Genomic DNA, 15,080 nt, shown 5'->3' with positions numbered 1-15,080 from the left:
GACAGCAGTCACTTGCCTCACCACAAAATTCTGAATACGACAGCACAGCAGGCTGCCTATTCCACTGCTGGTCTATGTACACCAGTTAGTAAATTATTTCTTTGCTCCCGGTACCGGGTAGACACCCGGGTCATAAGGCAGGTTGACACCCTGCCCCTTTTCCCGGGCCAATTCGCAAACCCGGTGGGCAATCGCAATATCGTGAATAGCCAGGCCAAGGTTGAAGTTGAGAATGCGCTGCTCCTGGGAAACCCGGCCGGGTTTCAGATCGGCTACAACTTCACCCAGCTCAAGGGATGATTCAGGAATGTTGTATTTGCCATCGAGGAAAGAGGCAACCTGCTGATGGCTGTCAGTAATCAGCACATCTGCCTTGTTCATTACATCAAACTCCCAGCCACCACCGTGCACCGGCAGTACCAGCGCACCCGGCTTGACATCATCCCAGAAGAAAATGGGTTCTTTCAGAACACCGGTACAGGTCATAACAATGTCAGAGCCCTGAACCGCCTCGGATACCGAGCTCACCGGCTGCACATTGATATTCAGCTCGCGCTTCATATCTTCAGCAAAGCTCTCCAGGCCTGGCTGATAAATATCAAAGCCTTTGACCACTTCCAGCTGGGGGAACATATCCTGCATCATCAGCATGTGATAACGGGCCTGCATCCCGGTACCGACAATACCGATAGAACGAACATTAGCCGGTGCCAGCTGCTCAGCTGCGACTGCGGTTACGGCTGCAGTCCGCATATTGGTGATCCAGCCTCCGTCGATAATGGCAGTGGGTGCACCGGTATCGGCATCATTGAGAACAATTAGTCCCATAATAGCCGGCAGGTTCTGTTTAGGATTATCGAAAAATCCACTGACCCATTTGATACCGGCTTCACGGGTCTCTTCCAGATAAGCCGGCATGGCATGCAGGAAAGTTTGCGGCAGCGGATGAATACCCGGCTTGGGCGGATTTTCAACTTTTTTCCGTCCGTGCTGTGCCAGTGCACCGGCGACCAGGGTACGAAATTCCTGGTTGGTAATACCGGTTGCCAGAACATCTTCAGGTGTAAGATAGAGAATTTCCAACAGCAATACCCCTGTTATAATTTTTTATAATGCACTTGGTGCTTTGACTGACCATGACATTTAATGGCCGGATTCATAGGTATGGGATCTGCGCCCCAATCTGATTTTTTTAAACGGAAATGAGACCAGAACCCCCAGCCATACCAGATACATGGCTATCTGCTTCAAAGGACTTATTTCTTCCTGAAAGACTGTTAATGCCAGCACATACATGATGACGGGTTCGATATACGTCATCAGTCCGGCTGTTGTAATCTGTCTGACACTGCGAACACCCATACCGTACAGTGCCAGTGGCAGGTAATAGATCGGAACGATACAAAGCAGCCAGAGATCACTGCTCCAGCTGAAACCGATAGTTGGAGTGGTCCCCCAGAGAATGAAAAGTGCTACCGGTAGCATCAGCACCACTTCAGCACCCAGCCCTGCCAGCTCACTGACCTGCCCCTTGCGTTTGACCACACTGAACAATGCGAAGGCAAACGCAATCATCAGCGTCAACCAGGGCAGCTCACCGTTAGCAATGCAATAGAAAACAAAAGCAACAACACAGATAACAAACGAAAGCCACTGCTGCACTGACAGGCGTTCATTGAAAAAAAGCATCCCTGCCACAATGGTCAGAATCGGGCTCAGAAAAAAAGCCAGACTGACAGCCAGCAGTTGACCATTCAGGGTTCCCCACAGGTTACCGAACCAACTGGTCGAAATTAATGCAGCACCTAACAGAGCCCAGCCTGCCTGAGAGCAGGAGGGACGCTTCAGATTCTTACGAACAAGAAAAAACACAATGGCCAGTACCGGCACTGACAAAAGTACCCTGGCGGCAAGAATGGTGGATGCGCTATGTTCAGCCAGCTGCTGAAAGTACAGCGGCAGCAATCCCCAAATCAGAAAAGACGTCAATGTCAGCCACTCACCACGATATCGAGCCAGCATTGTTTTCATCTCCGGCCATCCAGTACAAAAAAGCCAGACAGATTAACCATGCTTGCTGATATGAGAGCAGGCATATCATCATGCCGGGACTGACTGTTTGGGTGCTCTGACAACATTGCAGGATTACCGGAAAGGCTCATATCGATCACTCGTAACTTATTGTGATGCTGCTAAAAATTATTTTTGTAGTGTGTTCGGTAATGATTGTGCAAAATACTCAAACATAAATACATTTAATATTGCTTATAAATTCATAAACAGAATTTATATCTGAACATTTCAGGTTTGTTATGAATTTCAATCTGAGAAAACTGGAAATCTTTTTTGAAGTCGTACGTTGTGGAAATATTTCACGCGCCGCACAACGATTGTCGCTGACTCAACCTGCTGTCAGCAGTGCTATATCAAGCCTGGAGTCCGAAGTTGGCTTCCTGTTATTCAAGCGCACCAAATATGCTGCCGAACTGACACCCGAAGCCCGGCATATGGCAGAAAGCGTTGATCATATTCTTGCGTCCTGCAGAAACCTGGAAAGATTGTCAGATGAACTGAGAAACGGACGGGTTGGCAAGTTGCAGGTCGGCTGTATGCCTGGATTGTCGTACAGTTTTCTGCCCAAGGTAATATCGGGATTCCATGCTGAAAATCCGGAAGCCCGGATTGCACTGAAAACCTTCGACTCGAAAAAGGTGGTGAACTGGGTTAAAGCCGGACACTGCGATATCGGTATTGCTGAAATGCCCGAAACTCCAACTAACCTGATTACTCACAGCTATCAGCTAAAAATGCTATGTGCCGTCCACATTGATTCGCCACTGGCACAAAAAGAGGTGATTACGGTTCAGGATATGCATGAACAACCCATGATTACCCTGGAAGAAAGTCATCCGGTTACCAGTGATATCAGCACCCTGTTTCGTAAAGCCTGCTGCAACCTTAATGTCATCGCCGAAATTCATGTTTTTCCTTCCGGCCTGTCGATGGTCAACGAAGGCATGGGTAGCATGTTGGTTGATCCGGTTACCGCCCGTGATTTTACCCGCCGCAGTGACTCCCAGATTGTACTGAAGCCTTTTGAACCGGATATCACCTTTGATGTTGCTGTTATTCTGCCAGCACTACACACCTCTTCACGGTTGTGTCAGGCTTTTTACCAACAGCTGAAATCCAAGATTGATGAACTGGTAGAAAAGAACATCACGCCGGAAATTAACCCGGTTTAAAAACAGAATGCCCGCACATCCTTCGATATGCGGGCATTCTGTTTGCAGCCAATAAGTCCGGGAGCTCTATAGCCCGAACTCTTCAGCCGTCAGGATCAGAACTGGGTAGCAGCTTCCAGTGCAACGACCATCATTTCCTTGAAGGAAACCTGACGAGCTTCAGCATCCAGCGCTTCACCGGTACGGATGTGGTCACTTACGGTGCAGATCGCCAGACCCTTGGCACCGAATTCAGCACATACGCCGTACAGGCCGGCAGCTTCCATTTCAACACCCAGAACGTCGTACTTTTCCATTACGTCGAACATTTCGCCGTCTGGAGAGTAGAACAGGTCTGCAGAGAACAGGTTACCGACCATGATGTTGACGCCTTGCTCACGCGCAGCAGCAACAGACTTTTCCAGCAGGCCGAAATCAGCGATAGCAGCAAAGTCGTGATCCTTGAAACGGATACGGTTAACCTTGGAGTCGGTGCAGGCACCCATACCGATAACAACGTCACGTACCTTAACGTCCTTGGAAACAGCACCACAGCTGCCGACACGAACCAGGTTCTTCACGCCATACTCGGTGATCAGTTCCTTGTAGTAGATGGAGGCAGAAGGAATACCCATGCCGGAACCCATCACAGAAATTTTCTTGCCCTTGTACTCGCCGGTGTAACCCAGCATGTTGCGGACATTGGTTACTTCCTCAACGTTTTCCAGGAAGTTCTCGGCGATGAACTTGGCGCGCAGCGGATCACCCGGCAGCAGAACAGTTTCAGCGAAAGCACCTGGCTGAGCATTAATATGAGGAGTAGGCATACATCACCTGCAATTATCTAAAAGGGAGGGGGGAACGCGGAAGGACCCGCCGCAAAGCGGGTCACCAAACCTGAAACGGTTTATACATCCGCAAGGAAAGAACTGCCGTATTCCAGCGGCTCGATTCCAAACCAGCTGGCCAGTGACTGGCCAATGTCGGCAAAGGTACCACGGGCACCCAGACTGCCAGCCGGCACTTTTTCACCGTAAACCAGCACCGGAATATTCTCACGGGTGTGGTCAGTGCCGACCCATGTCGGGTCACAACCATGGTCAGCAGAAATAATCAGTACATCTTCCGGCTGCATCTGTGCCAGCAGCTCGGGCAGACGACTATCCAGACGCTCCAGCGCATCGGCATAGCCGGCAACATTACGACGGTGACCATATTCACTGTCGAAGTCTACGAAGTTGGTGAAGACCAGACCCTGTTCAGGCAGCTCGCGCAGAGCGTCCATGGTCGCATCAAACAGGTTGTCCAGGCCGGTCGCCTTGATCTTGTGGGTGATACCACGGTGAGCAAAGATATCAGCAATCTTGCCGACACTGACAACTTCACCGCCGGACTCGACCAGCTTGTCCAGCAGGGTTGCTGCCGGTGGTGGTACCGCGTAGTCACGACGGTTACCGGTACGCTTGAAGTCTTCCGGGCTGGAACCGATAAACGGACGCGCAATAACACGACCAATGTTGTATTCGTCCAGCAGCTTGCGAGCGGTTTCGCACAGCTTCAGCAAACGCTCAAGACCAAAGCTTTCTTCGTGGGCAGCGATCTGGAAGACACTGTCAGCAGAGGTGTAAACGATCGGCTTGCCGGTCTTCATGTGTTCTTCGCCGTACTTGGCGATAATTTCAGTACCGGAAGAGTGGCAGTTACCCAGTACACCCGGCAGCTCACCCTCTTCGATCAGAGCCTGCAGCAAAGGCTCCGGGAAAGAATTTTCGGTTTCAGAGAAATAACCCCAGTCAAACAGAACCGGTACCCCGGCCATTTCCCAGTGACCGCTTGGTGTATCCTTGCCACTGCTCAGCTCGCCGGCATAACCCCAAGCGCCTGTTGCAGTTACCGGTTCCATACCTTTCGGATATTGACCAGTGCTCAGACGGGATGCTTCCAGCAATCCCAGCTGGGCCAGATGTGGCAGATTCAGCGGGCCCTGACGGCCTTCATCGGCTTTACCGTCAGCGCAGGCTTCAGCGATATGACCGAGGGTGTCGGCACCTTTATCACCAAACTTTTCTGCGTCTGCGGTTGCGCCAATACCAAAAGAGTCCAGAACCAGAATAATAGCTCGACGGTTTGGCATTTCAGTATCCTTTGACATTCAATATAAACGGCAGCAGTTCAGTCATCAGAAATTTCTTGATGAAAGTTTTATAGCAGGGGGTATCCACAAGTTCAGGGAGGAGAAACGTTTATGGCCTGATAAACTGCCTAGCCAGTAGGGAGAGAATAGCACTCAATTATTGTCGAGAACACTTGTCAGATCAATGAATTCCGCTATTTACCAACTGTTGACAGCTATTTCAGGGGTAAAAAATTGATAAAGATCACTGTATTGTATTTTTAGCCGAAACCGGGGTTTTCTTTACCAATTTTCCCTACCCGAAAAAACAAAAAAAGGCAGCCATAAGGCTGCCTTTTTTGATAGTCAGATCAGATAAACTGACCTGAACCTTTCAACCGATATCAGAATGCAGTCAGGGACAGGAACAGACCTGCAATAGTCGCACTCATCAGGTTGGACAGGGTACCGGCAGCAACAGCTTTCAGACCCATGCGAGCGATGTCACCACGACGGTTCGGAGCCATGCAACCCAGGCCACCCAGCAGGATAGCGATAGAAGACAGGTTAGCGAAGCCACACAGAGCGAAGGTGATGATAGCCTGGGAGTGAGCGGAGAAGGTATCGCGCACTTCAACAAAGCCGGCGTAAGCAACAAATTCGTTTACAATCAGCTTCTGACCAATGAAGCTACCTGCAGCAATGGCTTCAGACCAGGGAATACCGATCAGGAAGGCAATCGGAGCGAAAACCCAACCCAGAATCATTTCCATGCTCAGTTCAGGCATGCCGAACAGACCACCGGTCCAGCCCAGCAGACCGTTAACCATGGCGATCAGAGCGATGAATGCCAGCAGCATTGCGCCTACGTTCAGGGCCAGCTGCATACCGCTGGAAGCACCGGATGCGGCAGCGTCGATAACGTTGGCCGGCTTGTCATCTTCTTCCATGTCCTCAGCGCCGCCATCGTGCGGAGTTTCGGTTTCAGGCTTGATGATCTTGGCCATCAGCAGACCACCCGGAGCCGCCATGAAGCTGGCTGCGATCAGGTACTTCAGCTCAACACCCATGCTGGCGTAACCCGCCAGAACCGCACCGGCAACAGAAGCCAGACCGCCACACATTACGGCGAACAGCTCGGACTGGGTCATCTTGGAAATGTAAGGACGAACAACCAGCGGTGCTTCAGTCTGACCAACGAATACGTTAGCGGTAGCAGACAGGGATTCTGTACGACTGGTGCCCAGCAGCTTGCTCAGACCACCACCCAGAATGGAAACAACCTTCTGCATGATGCCGAGGTAGTACAGTACGGCAACCAGAGAGGAGAAGAAGACAATGATCGGCAGAACATTGATCGCAAAAATGAAGCCCAGCTTGAACTTGCCCAGATCACCAAACAGGAAGCCGATACCGTTGTTGGCATAGCCGATTACGTTGCTGACAGCTTCACTGACAGCCAGCAGCATCTCACGACCCGCAGGAACATACAGCACCAGAGCACCCAGGCCGGCCTGAATGGCGAATGCACCACCAACAGTACGCAGGTTGATTGCCTTGCGATTATCGGAAAGCAGGAATGCGATGGCCATCAAGGCAACCATCCCAACCAGGCTCATTAACAGACTCATAACAGATATCCTCAAAGGGAAAAGGATTTGCAAACAAAACAAAAAGAAGACTTGATCGGGAAACGCAGTATACAGACCGCCCCACCACGTCACAGAGCGTAATTTCCGTAGTTAAAGGATAACTTTCGCTGCGTTTTTTGCTGAAAAAGGCAGGTATTTACGTACCATTTACAATTGCCGTAGGCGTAATAACAGAACTGACTACAGAGATGACGGAACTCAATCGGCATTGTTCGGTCAAGAAAACGTAAACATTTCTTCAATTGCCACTGCCGATTTGATGACACAGGCCTGATGCTTCAAAGTATCAGTAGCAGGTAAAAATGATGTAAAGGATGCCCTGCTTCGGCCACTGTTCTGCATGACACTATGGAAATAATAACTGTGTATGCAGTATGTAAAAGTGCAAACCCGGGGGCAATTGATACTACACATGCAAGGTTCTGTTGACATAAGTTTGCAGCACTCAGTGACCCGTAAAGCTGCCATACGCAAGGCGGGCTTGTGCTGGACATAGTGGTTCTATGTTCGCATAAGTCCAACGCAGCCGGATGGCAGCTTTACGGGCCACCCGAAGGGCCAAAGCGAGAGCTTCCGTGGACGGCGTTGCAACAGCTTGAAAGACATGAGTATTCCGGCGCTGCTGCGTCTTGCCACAAAAACTCTCGCTTTGGCTGAGTGCAGCAAACTTATGTCAACAGAACCTAAAACAATTGCGATAACAAGCAGCCATTGGATGCCGTAATCATGAACGGGACTTTTGAAACAGAAGAAAATGTACAACTGCAACATCTGCAGAGTTACCTTCAGCAAACCATTATCGGTCAACCGGGATTGGTCGAGCGGTTGCTGATTACCCTGCTGGCAGATGGCCATTTACTGGTTGAAGGACCTCCGGGGCTGGCAAAAACCAAAGCCATCAATGAACTGGCCAGAGGAATGGAAGCAGATTTCCATCGGATCCAGTTCACGCCGGATCTGTTGCCCGGCGATATCACCGGTACCGATATCTACCGTCCGGAAACGGCCAGTTTTGAATTTCAGCCCGGACCTATTTTCCATAACCTTGTGCTGGCCGATGAAATTAACCGGGCACCAGCCAAAGTACAATCGGCCTTATTGGAAGCCATGGCAGAACGCCAGATCAGTGTCGGCCGGCAGTCCTGGCAGTTACCCAAGCTGTTTATGGTTATGGCCACTCAGAACCCGATTGAGCAGGAAGGTACCTATCCGTTACCGGAAGCCCAGCTCGACCGTTTCCTGATGCATGTCCGGGTCAGCTATCCGGATACGTCTGCTGAGCGTGCCATTCTGAAACTGGTACGGGGAGAAGCCCTGCAGCAGGATGTCGCGCGTCCGGAGCAATTAATCAGCGAAACCACAATCCTGAATATTCGCCGTGAAGTGCTGCAGCTGCATATGGATGACGGACTGGAAGAGTATCTGGTGCAATTGATTCGCTGTACCCGTGAGCCGGATGTCTTTGATCAGGAACTTGGCCGCTGGATTGAATACGGCGCCAGCCCCCGGGGCACACTGGCGATGGATCGTTGTGCCCGGGCCAGAGCCTGGCTGCAGGGACGGGTATTTGTAACACCGGATGATATCCAGGCCATTTCTCACGACACATTGCGCCATCGGATTATTCTCAGTTACGAAGCCGAAGCCGAAGGCATCACCACCGATCAGGTGATTGACCGTATTTTGCAGACTGTGCCGATTGCCTGAGGGCTGGAAACCAAGGATTGTAACCGACGATGAAAGGCGTTTACTGCACCCTGCATGACTTGTTACTCCAGCAAATGGCGGCCCGACAACTGCCGCTGTTCAAGCGTGGCAGAGCCCGGGCCAGACTGGCAGGTCAGCATACGGCCTGGCATAAGGGCCGGGGAATTGAATTCGAGGAAGTGCGGGGTTATCAGCCTGGTGATGATATCCGCACCATCGACTGGCGGGTAACCGCCCGGAGTGGTCGAACCCATACCAAGGTGTTCAGGGAAGAGCGGGAAAAGCCGGTATTCCTATTGGTTGACCAGAGCCAGAATATGTTTTTCGGCAGCCACACCCGTTTCAAGTCAGTTGCTGCTGCCGAGATAGCGGCCTTACTGGCATGGGCCACCCTGAATCATGGCGACCGGGTGGGCGGTATTGTGTTTAATCAGGATCAGGTTCGAGAGATTCGCCCTCGTCGCAATCGCTCCAATGTATTACAGCTGTTACATGAAATTCACAGTCGCAATTCCGAGCTGACAGCCGCCCCGACTCAACAACAGCAAACCGCTCCTCTGATTCAGGCTCTGCGTCAAACCCGGCGACTGGCCACACCCGGTTCTGCAGTATTTATAATCAGCGACCTGGCTGATTATGACACTCAAACAGAGCGGCAGCTGGCTCAACTTTCCCGACACAGTGAAGTGGTTGTACTCAAAACCAATGATCCGCTTGAACTGTCTTTGCCCCCGGCAGGTATATATACAGTCACTGATGGCCAAAACCGTTCCCGGCTCGACAGCAGGGATCGTGAACGCCGGATATTATTTGAGAAAACAGTGCAGGAAAAAGAACAGTCTCTGCAACAATCGCTGGCCAGCCATAACATCACCTGTCTGGCTATCGACAGCTCTGCGCCATTGCTGGAACAACTACAGCTTGGTCTGGGCCTCAAGTCTGGCAGGAATCGCCAGTCATGAGCACTAGTCCTCAACTCCAACCGACACAGAATCCGTTACTTGAACAATTGCGACCGGACATTCTTCCCGAGCCGGTCGACTGGTGGCCCCCGGCTCCTGGTTGGTGGCTGTTGGCAGGTATTGCCATTCTGGTTGTACTGTTTCTTGGTTACCGGCTTATTCGCTTTTATATTCACCGCCGCTACCGACGCGAGGCATTAAAGGCTGTAAAGCGGTTACACCAATCCGCTGAAAAGATGAAACCGGCGCAATTGCTGGGGCATTACAATCGAATTCTCAAACAGGCTTCCCTCGCCGCTTTCCCGGATCAGGACATTGCCGGCCTGCATGGCTCTCAGTGGCTGAGTTTTCTTGATGATTCGGCCAACACCAAAGGCTTTACCCATGGTCATGGCCGGGCACTGGGTAGCACCCGGTTTGCCCCTGCCCCGGAAGTTGATATTGAGGGTCTGTATCGATTGGCCAGCCACTGGATCAGGAAACATCATGTTTGAATTACACTGGCCATGGATGCTTGCGCTGATTCCTATTCCACTGCTGATCTGGAAATTTGTACCTGCTGCACCGGAGCAACGCCAGGGCGCACTCTGGATTCCCTTTTATAGCTCTTTACAGGCTGTCGGACTGGGATCAGCATCAAACCGCAGTAACCCCAAAATTCGCCTGCTAATGATGTCGCTTATCTGGCTGGGACTGGTTCTGGCAGCAGCGCGCCCGCAATGGATTGGGGAACCTCTCAACCTGCCAACATCCGGCCGCGACCTGATGCTGGCCGTCGATCTGTCAGGCAGCATGCAGGTTGAAGATATGACACTGAAAGGCGGGGCTGTTGACCGCCTGACCGTAACCAAGGATGTCGTCAATGACTTTATCCTGCGACGTCAGGGCGACCGACTCGGGTTGATTCTGTTCGGCTCACAGGCTTACCTGCAGACACCCCTCACCTACGACCTCGAAACCGTAAAGCAATTACTGGACGAGTCTGTTATTGGTCTGGCCGGGAAATACACGGCCATCGGTGATGCTATCGGACTTTCAGTCAAACATTTACGCCAGCGGCCTGCCGATTCGAGAGTCCTGATTCTGCTGACCGACGGTGCCAATACCACAGGCGAAATTTCTCCCCTACAGGCCGCCAGACTGGCTGAACAGGAAAACATTAAAATCTATACCATCGGTATTGGTGCCGATGAAATGGTCCAGCCAGGTTTTTTTGGCAGTGCCTTCGGTGCACGAAAAGTTAATCCCTCGGCAGATCTTGATGAAAAGACCCTGACAGAGATTGCAAAGATGACCGGAGGTAAATACTTCCGAGCCAAAAACCGGGAGCAACTGGTCAATATTTACGCCGATATCGAGCAGCTGGAACCGGTAGCACAGGAAGATCGGGTATTCCGTCCTACCCGTTCACTCTATTTCTGGCCTTTGGGAATCTCACTGTTACTGAGTTTTATGTTGGCGCTCGGGCAAGTCATAACCGGTTTACGATCAAACCCCGGAGCATTGTTTACATCAGCAAGGCAGGAGCGCAATCAGTAAATGGAAATGCTGTCAGACTTTCACTTTCTGCGTCCGCTGTTATTACTGCTGCTGATACCGGCACTGGGTTTGTGGCTGTTGATCTATCAGCGCCGGGAGTCCGGCAACGCCTGGCAACGGGTGATTGATCCCGCATTGCTGCCGGCCCTGTTACAGGGTGCCGAAGTTCGTTCTCATCGTCGCCTGTTTGCAATGATTGCTATTGGCTGGATTTTCGCCTGCCTTGGACTGGCCGGCCCCAGCTGGGAGAAGAAAGAAGTACCCGTATTCAGCAGCGATGATCCGCTGGTTATTGTGCTGGATCTGTCCCACAGCATGTATGCGACAGATGTCAAACCTGACCGACTGACCAGAGCCCGTTTCAAGATCCACGATATTCTGCGCCAGCGAACGGATGGTTACACGGCACTGATTGGCTATGCCGGAGATGCCCATATTGCATCTCCTTTAACTGATGACTCCCGCACCATTGCCAATCTGCTGGATGCCATGAATCCTGACGTGATGCCTGTTGCCGGTAATCGTCCAGCAGCCGGTATTCGGGAAGCAGTTGAGCTTTTGCAGCAGGGCTCGGGCAATTCCCGGGGGCAGATTTTGCTGGTAACCGGAGGGATCGACAGCAGGGAACAGAAAAAAATCGAGAAACTGCTGCAATCAACTTCTGCCTCGCTGGCAATTCTTGGTATTGGTACTCCTGACGGAGCCCCGGTGAAACTGCCGGATGGTCAACTGCTTAAAGACAAGCAGGGCAATATTGTCATTCCCAAACTTGAAAGCTCAGCACTTCAGGCTCTGGCAGATCAGACCGGTGGCATTTACCGTGAAATGGCCGTTAGCGATGCCGACATTGATGCACTGGTTCAGAACAATGAGCATGTATCTCAGGCTGAAGAAACCCTGAAGCAGTTCGACCATTGGCAGGATAATGGCTGGATGCTGGTTTTCCCTCTCCTGCTGCTGGCACTAGCCGGTTTCAGGAAAGGCTGGCTACTGATTATTATGATCGTGATATTGCCTTCAGATCCGGCAATGGCTGCGCCCTGGGACAACTTCCGCTGGCAGAATCTGTGGCAAACCCCGGATCAGCAAGGTCAGGCAGCACTGGAAGCCGGGGACAGTAAACAGGCAGCCGAACTATTTGAAAATCCCTTATGGCAAGGACAGGCAGAGCAGCAGCATGGTGATATGGAAGCCGCCGCAGAGGCCTTCGCCAGTGCCAACAGTGCTGCCGGTTATTATAACCAGGGCAATGTGCTGGCCAAATCAGGCAAACTGGATCAGGCTCTGACGGCATATGACAAGGCACTGGAAATAAACCCTGAGCTGGAGAATGCCAGCTTTAATCGCAAGCTGGTAGAACAACTCAAACAACAGCAGGAACAGCAAAAGCAGCAGAAAGGTGATAACAACCAGCAGAATAACAGTGACCAGCAAGATCAGGGTAATCAGCAGCAGGACAGTAATAAGTCAGGCAACGAGCAATCCGGAGATCAATCTCAACAAAACAGTCAGCAGAGCGACTCTAAAGAAGAACAGACTGGTTCTGAAAACCCGTCACAGCAAGACACTCAGGGACAACAACAAAATCAGCCTGGAGAAAACCAGCAGGACTCTGCCACCAACCAGCAGAATTCCGAAGAAAACGATCAGCAACAAGCATCAGCATCAGATAATGAGCAAACTGATGCTGACGAAGACAGTGACCAGCAAGGCACCACATCTCAACCAGAAAACCAGGAATCCGATCAGGATCCCGACTCAGGCGCTGCAGCAAACAACAGTGATAGTATCGGTGACGATGAAAGCACAGACAATATGACAACTTCGACCAGCTCTGGGGAAATGGAATATGCACCCCTGACAACTGAAGAGCAGCAGGCAATGGAACAATGGTTAAGGAAAATCCCCGATGATCCCGGTGGACTTCTGCGCAGGAAGTTTATGCTGGAACATCAGCAGCGACAGGAGCAGGCTCGATGACAACCAATAACTTCAGCCTGCCTCATACCGTACTGTACCTGCTTATACTGCTTCTATTGCCGGCTACCACCGTATTTGCTGCTGGCCAGCCGCTGACTGCTACGGTTAACAGAACCATTCTGAATGAAGGTGAAGTGCTGCAACTAACGGTTCGCAGTGAACAGGGAGGAGATCTTGAACCGGATCTGTCACCACTGGCCAGCGGCTTTAAAGTACTGGGAGTCAACACCCGCCAGTCCTATGAAAATATCAATGGTAAATCCCGCCACACTACCGACTGGTTGATCTCTCTTATTCCGCTGACAACCGGCCGGATTACTATACCGCCATTGCAGGGTGGGCAATATAAAACCGACCCTATCACTATCGAGGTGCTTGATACCAATGCCCAGCTACAGTCACAGGGTAAAAGTTTGCCACCCGTATTTATCAAGTCGGAAGTCAGTCAGGATCACCCTTATGTTCAGGAAGAAGTAATTCTGACCCTGAAGATTTTTTACTCGGTGCAACTGGATTCCAACAGTCAACTGACGCCCCTGGAAGACGACAATCTGGTGGTCAAACAACTGGGAGATGCCCAGTCCTATGATACGGTGGTGAACGGCCAGCGACTGGGCGTCTACGAAGTCAGATATGCCATATTCCCCCAGACCAGTGGTGAGCTTGAGCTGCCCCGACAAACCTTTGCCAGTGCTATCGTCAGTCGTAACGATCCTTTCGGAGGCGGTTTCTTCAGTATGCAGAGTGGTCGACCTATTCAAATCCGGTCGCCCGCAATAACTTTGAATGTACAGCCGGTTCCCGATAACTGGCCTGGAGGCCCCTGGCTGCCTGCTCGAAAACTGACACTGGAAACCCAGTGGAGCCAGAATGCCGAAGATGCTGCTGCCGGTGACGCCCTGACCCGAACAATCACCGTTACAGCTGAAGGGCTTACCGGTGATCAGCTGCCACCACTCCATATTGATAATATTGAACATATTCGCCGCTATCCGGATAAAGCAACCAGCAATGACCAGCTAACCAGTGATGGTCTGGTAGGCCGAAGAACTGAAACTGATGCCCTGATTCCTGAACAGGGTGGCAGTATCACTGTTCCTTCGGTAAAAGTGCGTTGGTTCAATACAATTTCCCGTCAGGTCGAAGTCGCCAGGACAGAAGGCCGAACACTTACCGTTAAAGCCGCCCTTGCTTCAAACCCGGCTACCTCAAAAATTCCTGCCTCAACAACCGAAGTTGCTGATAACGCTGTTGCTGAGGACCTAAACCAAGAGGTTGTAGCTACATCAATCCAAAATCTGAAGCTGTGGCAAGGACTTGCCTTGTTATTTGCCCTGCTCTGGCTAGGCACATTGTTTTTGCTATTTCATTACAAGTCGCTCTTGACCCGATCTGCAAATCTGGATTCAAGCTCGAAACATGCCGTAAATGTTGGAAAAACAACGGTAATAAATCACGAAATCAACAACAAAACCGAAAAAGAATGTCGCAGGGAGTTAAAGAGCGCCATTAAAAATGCTAATCCGGCAGAGATTCGCCAAAAAATAATTCAATGGTGCCGGATTAAATTTAACCAGCCTGCTCTGATTTCACTGGAAGAATGTTTGCATTGTCCCGGTGGTAATCAAATGAAAAATGCCTTTCACAAGCTTGAGGAAGCTCTATATAATCAGACGGGTCATGGGGAGTTGTCAGAGCTGGAACGGGCTCTTGATAATTGGCTGAGTGACATTAAATCCGGCAATATTGGCAAGGAAGCTGCCAATGGCTATTCAGACAGCCTGTATCCGGAATAGATTACAATACCGCTACAGGCAGTTCTGGAACAAATAGTGACCACCGTGGTCTAGAATAGCGAGTATTCCAGCACACGGCGTGAACTGAAATACTAACTCATAAAATA

Annotated in this window: 12 protein-coding genes; 7 read left to right on the top strand and 5 right to left on the bottom strand. The window is 50.9% G+C overall.

Features of this window, described 5'->3' with window-relative positions:
• Positions 1-93: 93 nt before the first annotated feature.
• Positions 94-1,083 (bottom strand): ornithine cyclodeaminase family protein, encoded by a 990-nt coding sequence (locus tag ACYZZ0_RS11340; protein WP_461536740.1) that lies wholly within the window; start codon positions 1,081-1,083, stop codon positions 94-96.
• 60 nt (positions 1,084-1,143) lie between these two features.
• On the bottom strand, positions 1,144-2,031 hold the full coding sequence (locus tag ACYZZ0_RS11335; RefSeq protein WP_461536739.1) for an EamA family transporter: 888 nt from the start codon (positions 2,029-2,031) through the stop codon (positions 1,144-1,146).
• Between the two features lie 281 nt (positions 2,032-2,312).
• Here ACYZZ0_RS11335 and ACYZZ0_RS11330 point away from each other — a divergent pair, with 281 nt between their 5' ends.
• Positions 2,313-3,245 (top strand): LysR family transcriptional regulator, encoded by a 933-nt coding sequence (locus tag ACYZZ0_RS11330; protein ID WP_461536738.1) that lies wholly within the window; start codon positions 2,313-2,315, stop codon positions 3,243-3,245.
• Positions 3,246-3,340: 95 nt separating this feature from the next.
• Here ACYZZ0_RS11330 and deoD read toward each other — a convergent pair whose 3' ends face one another.
• The 3 genes from deoD to ACYZZ0_RS11315 form a co-directional block, all read right to left on the bottom strand.
• Positions 3,341-4,051 (bottom strand): purine-nucleoside phosphorylase, encoded by a 711-nt coding sequence (gene deoD / locus ACYZZ0_RS11325; protein ID WP_461536737.1) that lies wholly within the window; start codon positions 4,049-4,051, stop codon positions 3,341-3,343.
• A gap of 80 nt (positions 4,052-4,131) precedes the next feature.
• On the bottom strand, positions 4,132-5,358 hold the full coding sequence (locus ACYZZ0_RS11320; protein WP_461536736.1) for a phosphopentomutase: 1,227 nt from the start codon (positions 5,356-5,358) through the stop codon (positions 4,132-4,134).
• Positions 5,359-5,741: 383 nt separating this feature from the next.
• Positions 5,742-6,968 carry a NupC/NupG family nucleoside CNT transporter gene (locus ACYZZ0_RS11315; protein WP_461536735.1) on the bottom strand — a complete coding sequence of 409 codons (1,227 nt, stop codon included), beginning with the start codon at positions 6,966-6,968 and terminating at the stop codon, positions 5,742-5,744.
• Positions 6,969-7,715: 747 nt separating this feature from the next.
• Here ACYZZ0_RS11315 and ACYZZ0_RS11310 point away from each other — a divergent pair.
• From ACYZZ0_RS11310 to ACYZZ0_RS11285, 6 genes are read left to right on the top strand one after another with little or no spacing between them, the layout of a single operon-like run.
• Positions 7,716-8,696, top strand: a complete 981-nt coding sequence (locus tag ACYZZ0_RS11310) for an AAA family ATPase (RefSeq protein WP_461536734.1) — start codon at positions 7,716-7,718, stop codon at positions 8,694-8,696.
• Positions 8,697-8,725: 29 nt separating this feature from the next.
• Entirely contained in the window at positions 8,726-9,658 is a 933-nt protein-coding gene (locus tag ACYZZ0_RS11305; RefSeq protein WP_461536733.1) for a DUF58 domain-containing protein, read from the top strand.
• On the top strand, positions 9,655-10,152 hold the full coding sequence (locus ACYZZ0_RS11300) for a DUF4381 domain-containing protein (RefSeq protein WP_461536732.1): 498 nt from the start codon (positions 9,655-9,657) through the stop codon (positions 10,150-10,152). The genes ACYZZ0_RS11305 and ACYZZ0_RS11300 overlap by 4 nt, the downstream gene beginning before the upstream one ends.
• Positions 10,145-11,197 (top strand): vWA domain-containing protein, encoded by a 1,053-nt coding sequence (locus ACYZZ0_RS11295; protein ID WP_461536731.1) that lies wholly within the window; start codon positions 10,145-10,147, stop codon positions 11,195-11,197. The genes ACYZZ0_RS11300 and ACYZZ0_RS11295 overlap by 8 nt, the downstream gene beginning before the upstream one ends.
• A complete protein-coding gene (locus ACYZZ0_RS11290; RefSeq protein ID WP_461536730.1) occupies positions 11,198-13,177 on the top strand; it encodes a VWA domain-containing protein in 1,980 nt (659 codons plus the stop codon).
• Positions 13,174-14,973 (top strand): BatD family protein, encoded by a 1,800-nt coding sequence (locus ACYZZ0_RS11285; protein WP_461536729.1) that lies wholly within the window; start codon positions 13,174-13,176, stop codon positions 14,971-14,973. Before ACYZZ0_RS11290 ends, ACYZZ0_RS11285 begins: the two co-directional genes overlap by 4 nt.
• Positions 14,974-15,080 lie beyond the last annotated feature (107 nt).

It is taken from the genome of Spongorhabdus nitratireducens (genome assembly GCA_947387575.1).
In the GTDB taxonomy this organism is placed as follows: domain Bacteria; phylum Pseudomonadota; class Gammaproteobacteria; order Pseudomonadales; family Endozoicomonadaceae; genus CANDOC01.
Note: the sequence above shows the minus strand (reverse complement) of the source record. Positions and strands in the feature narration are given on the sequence as shown.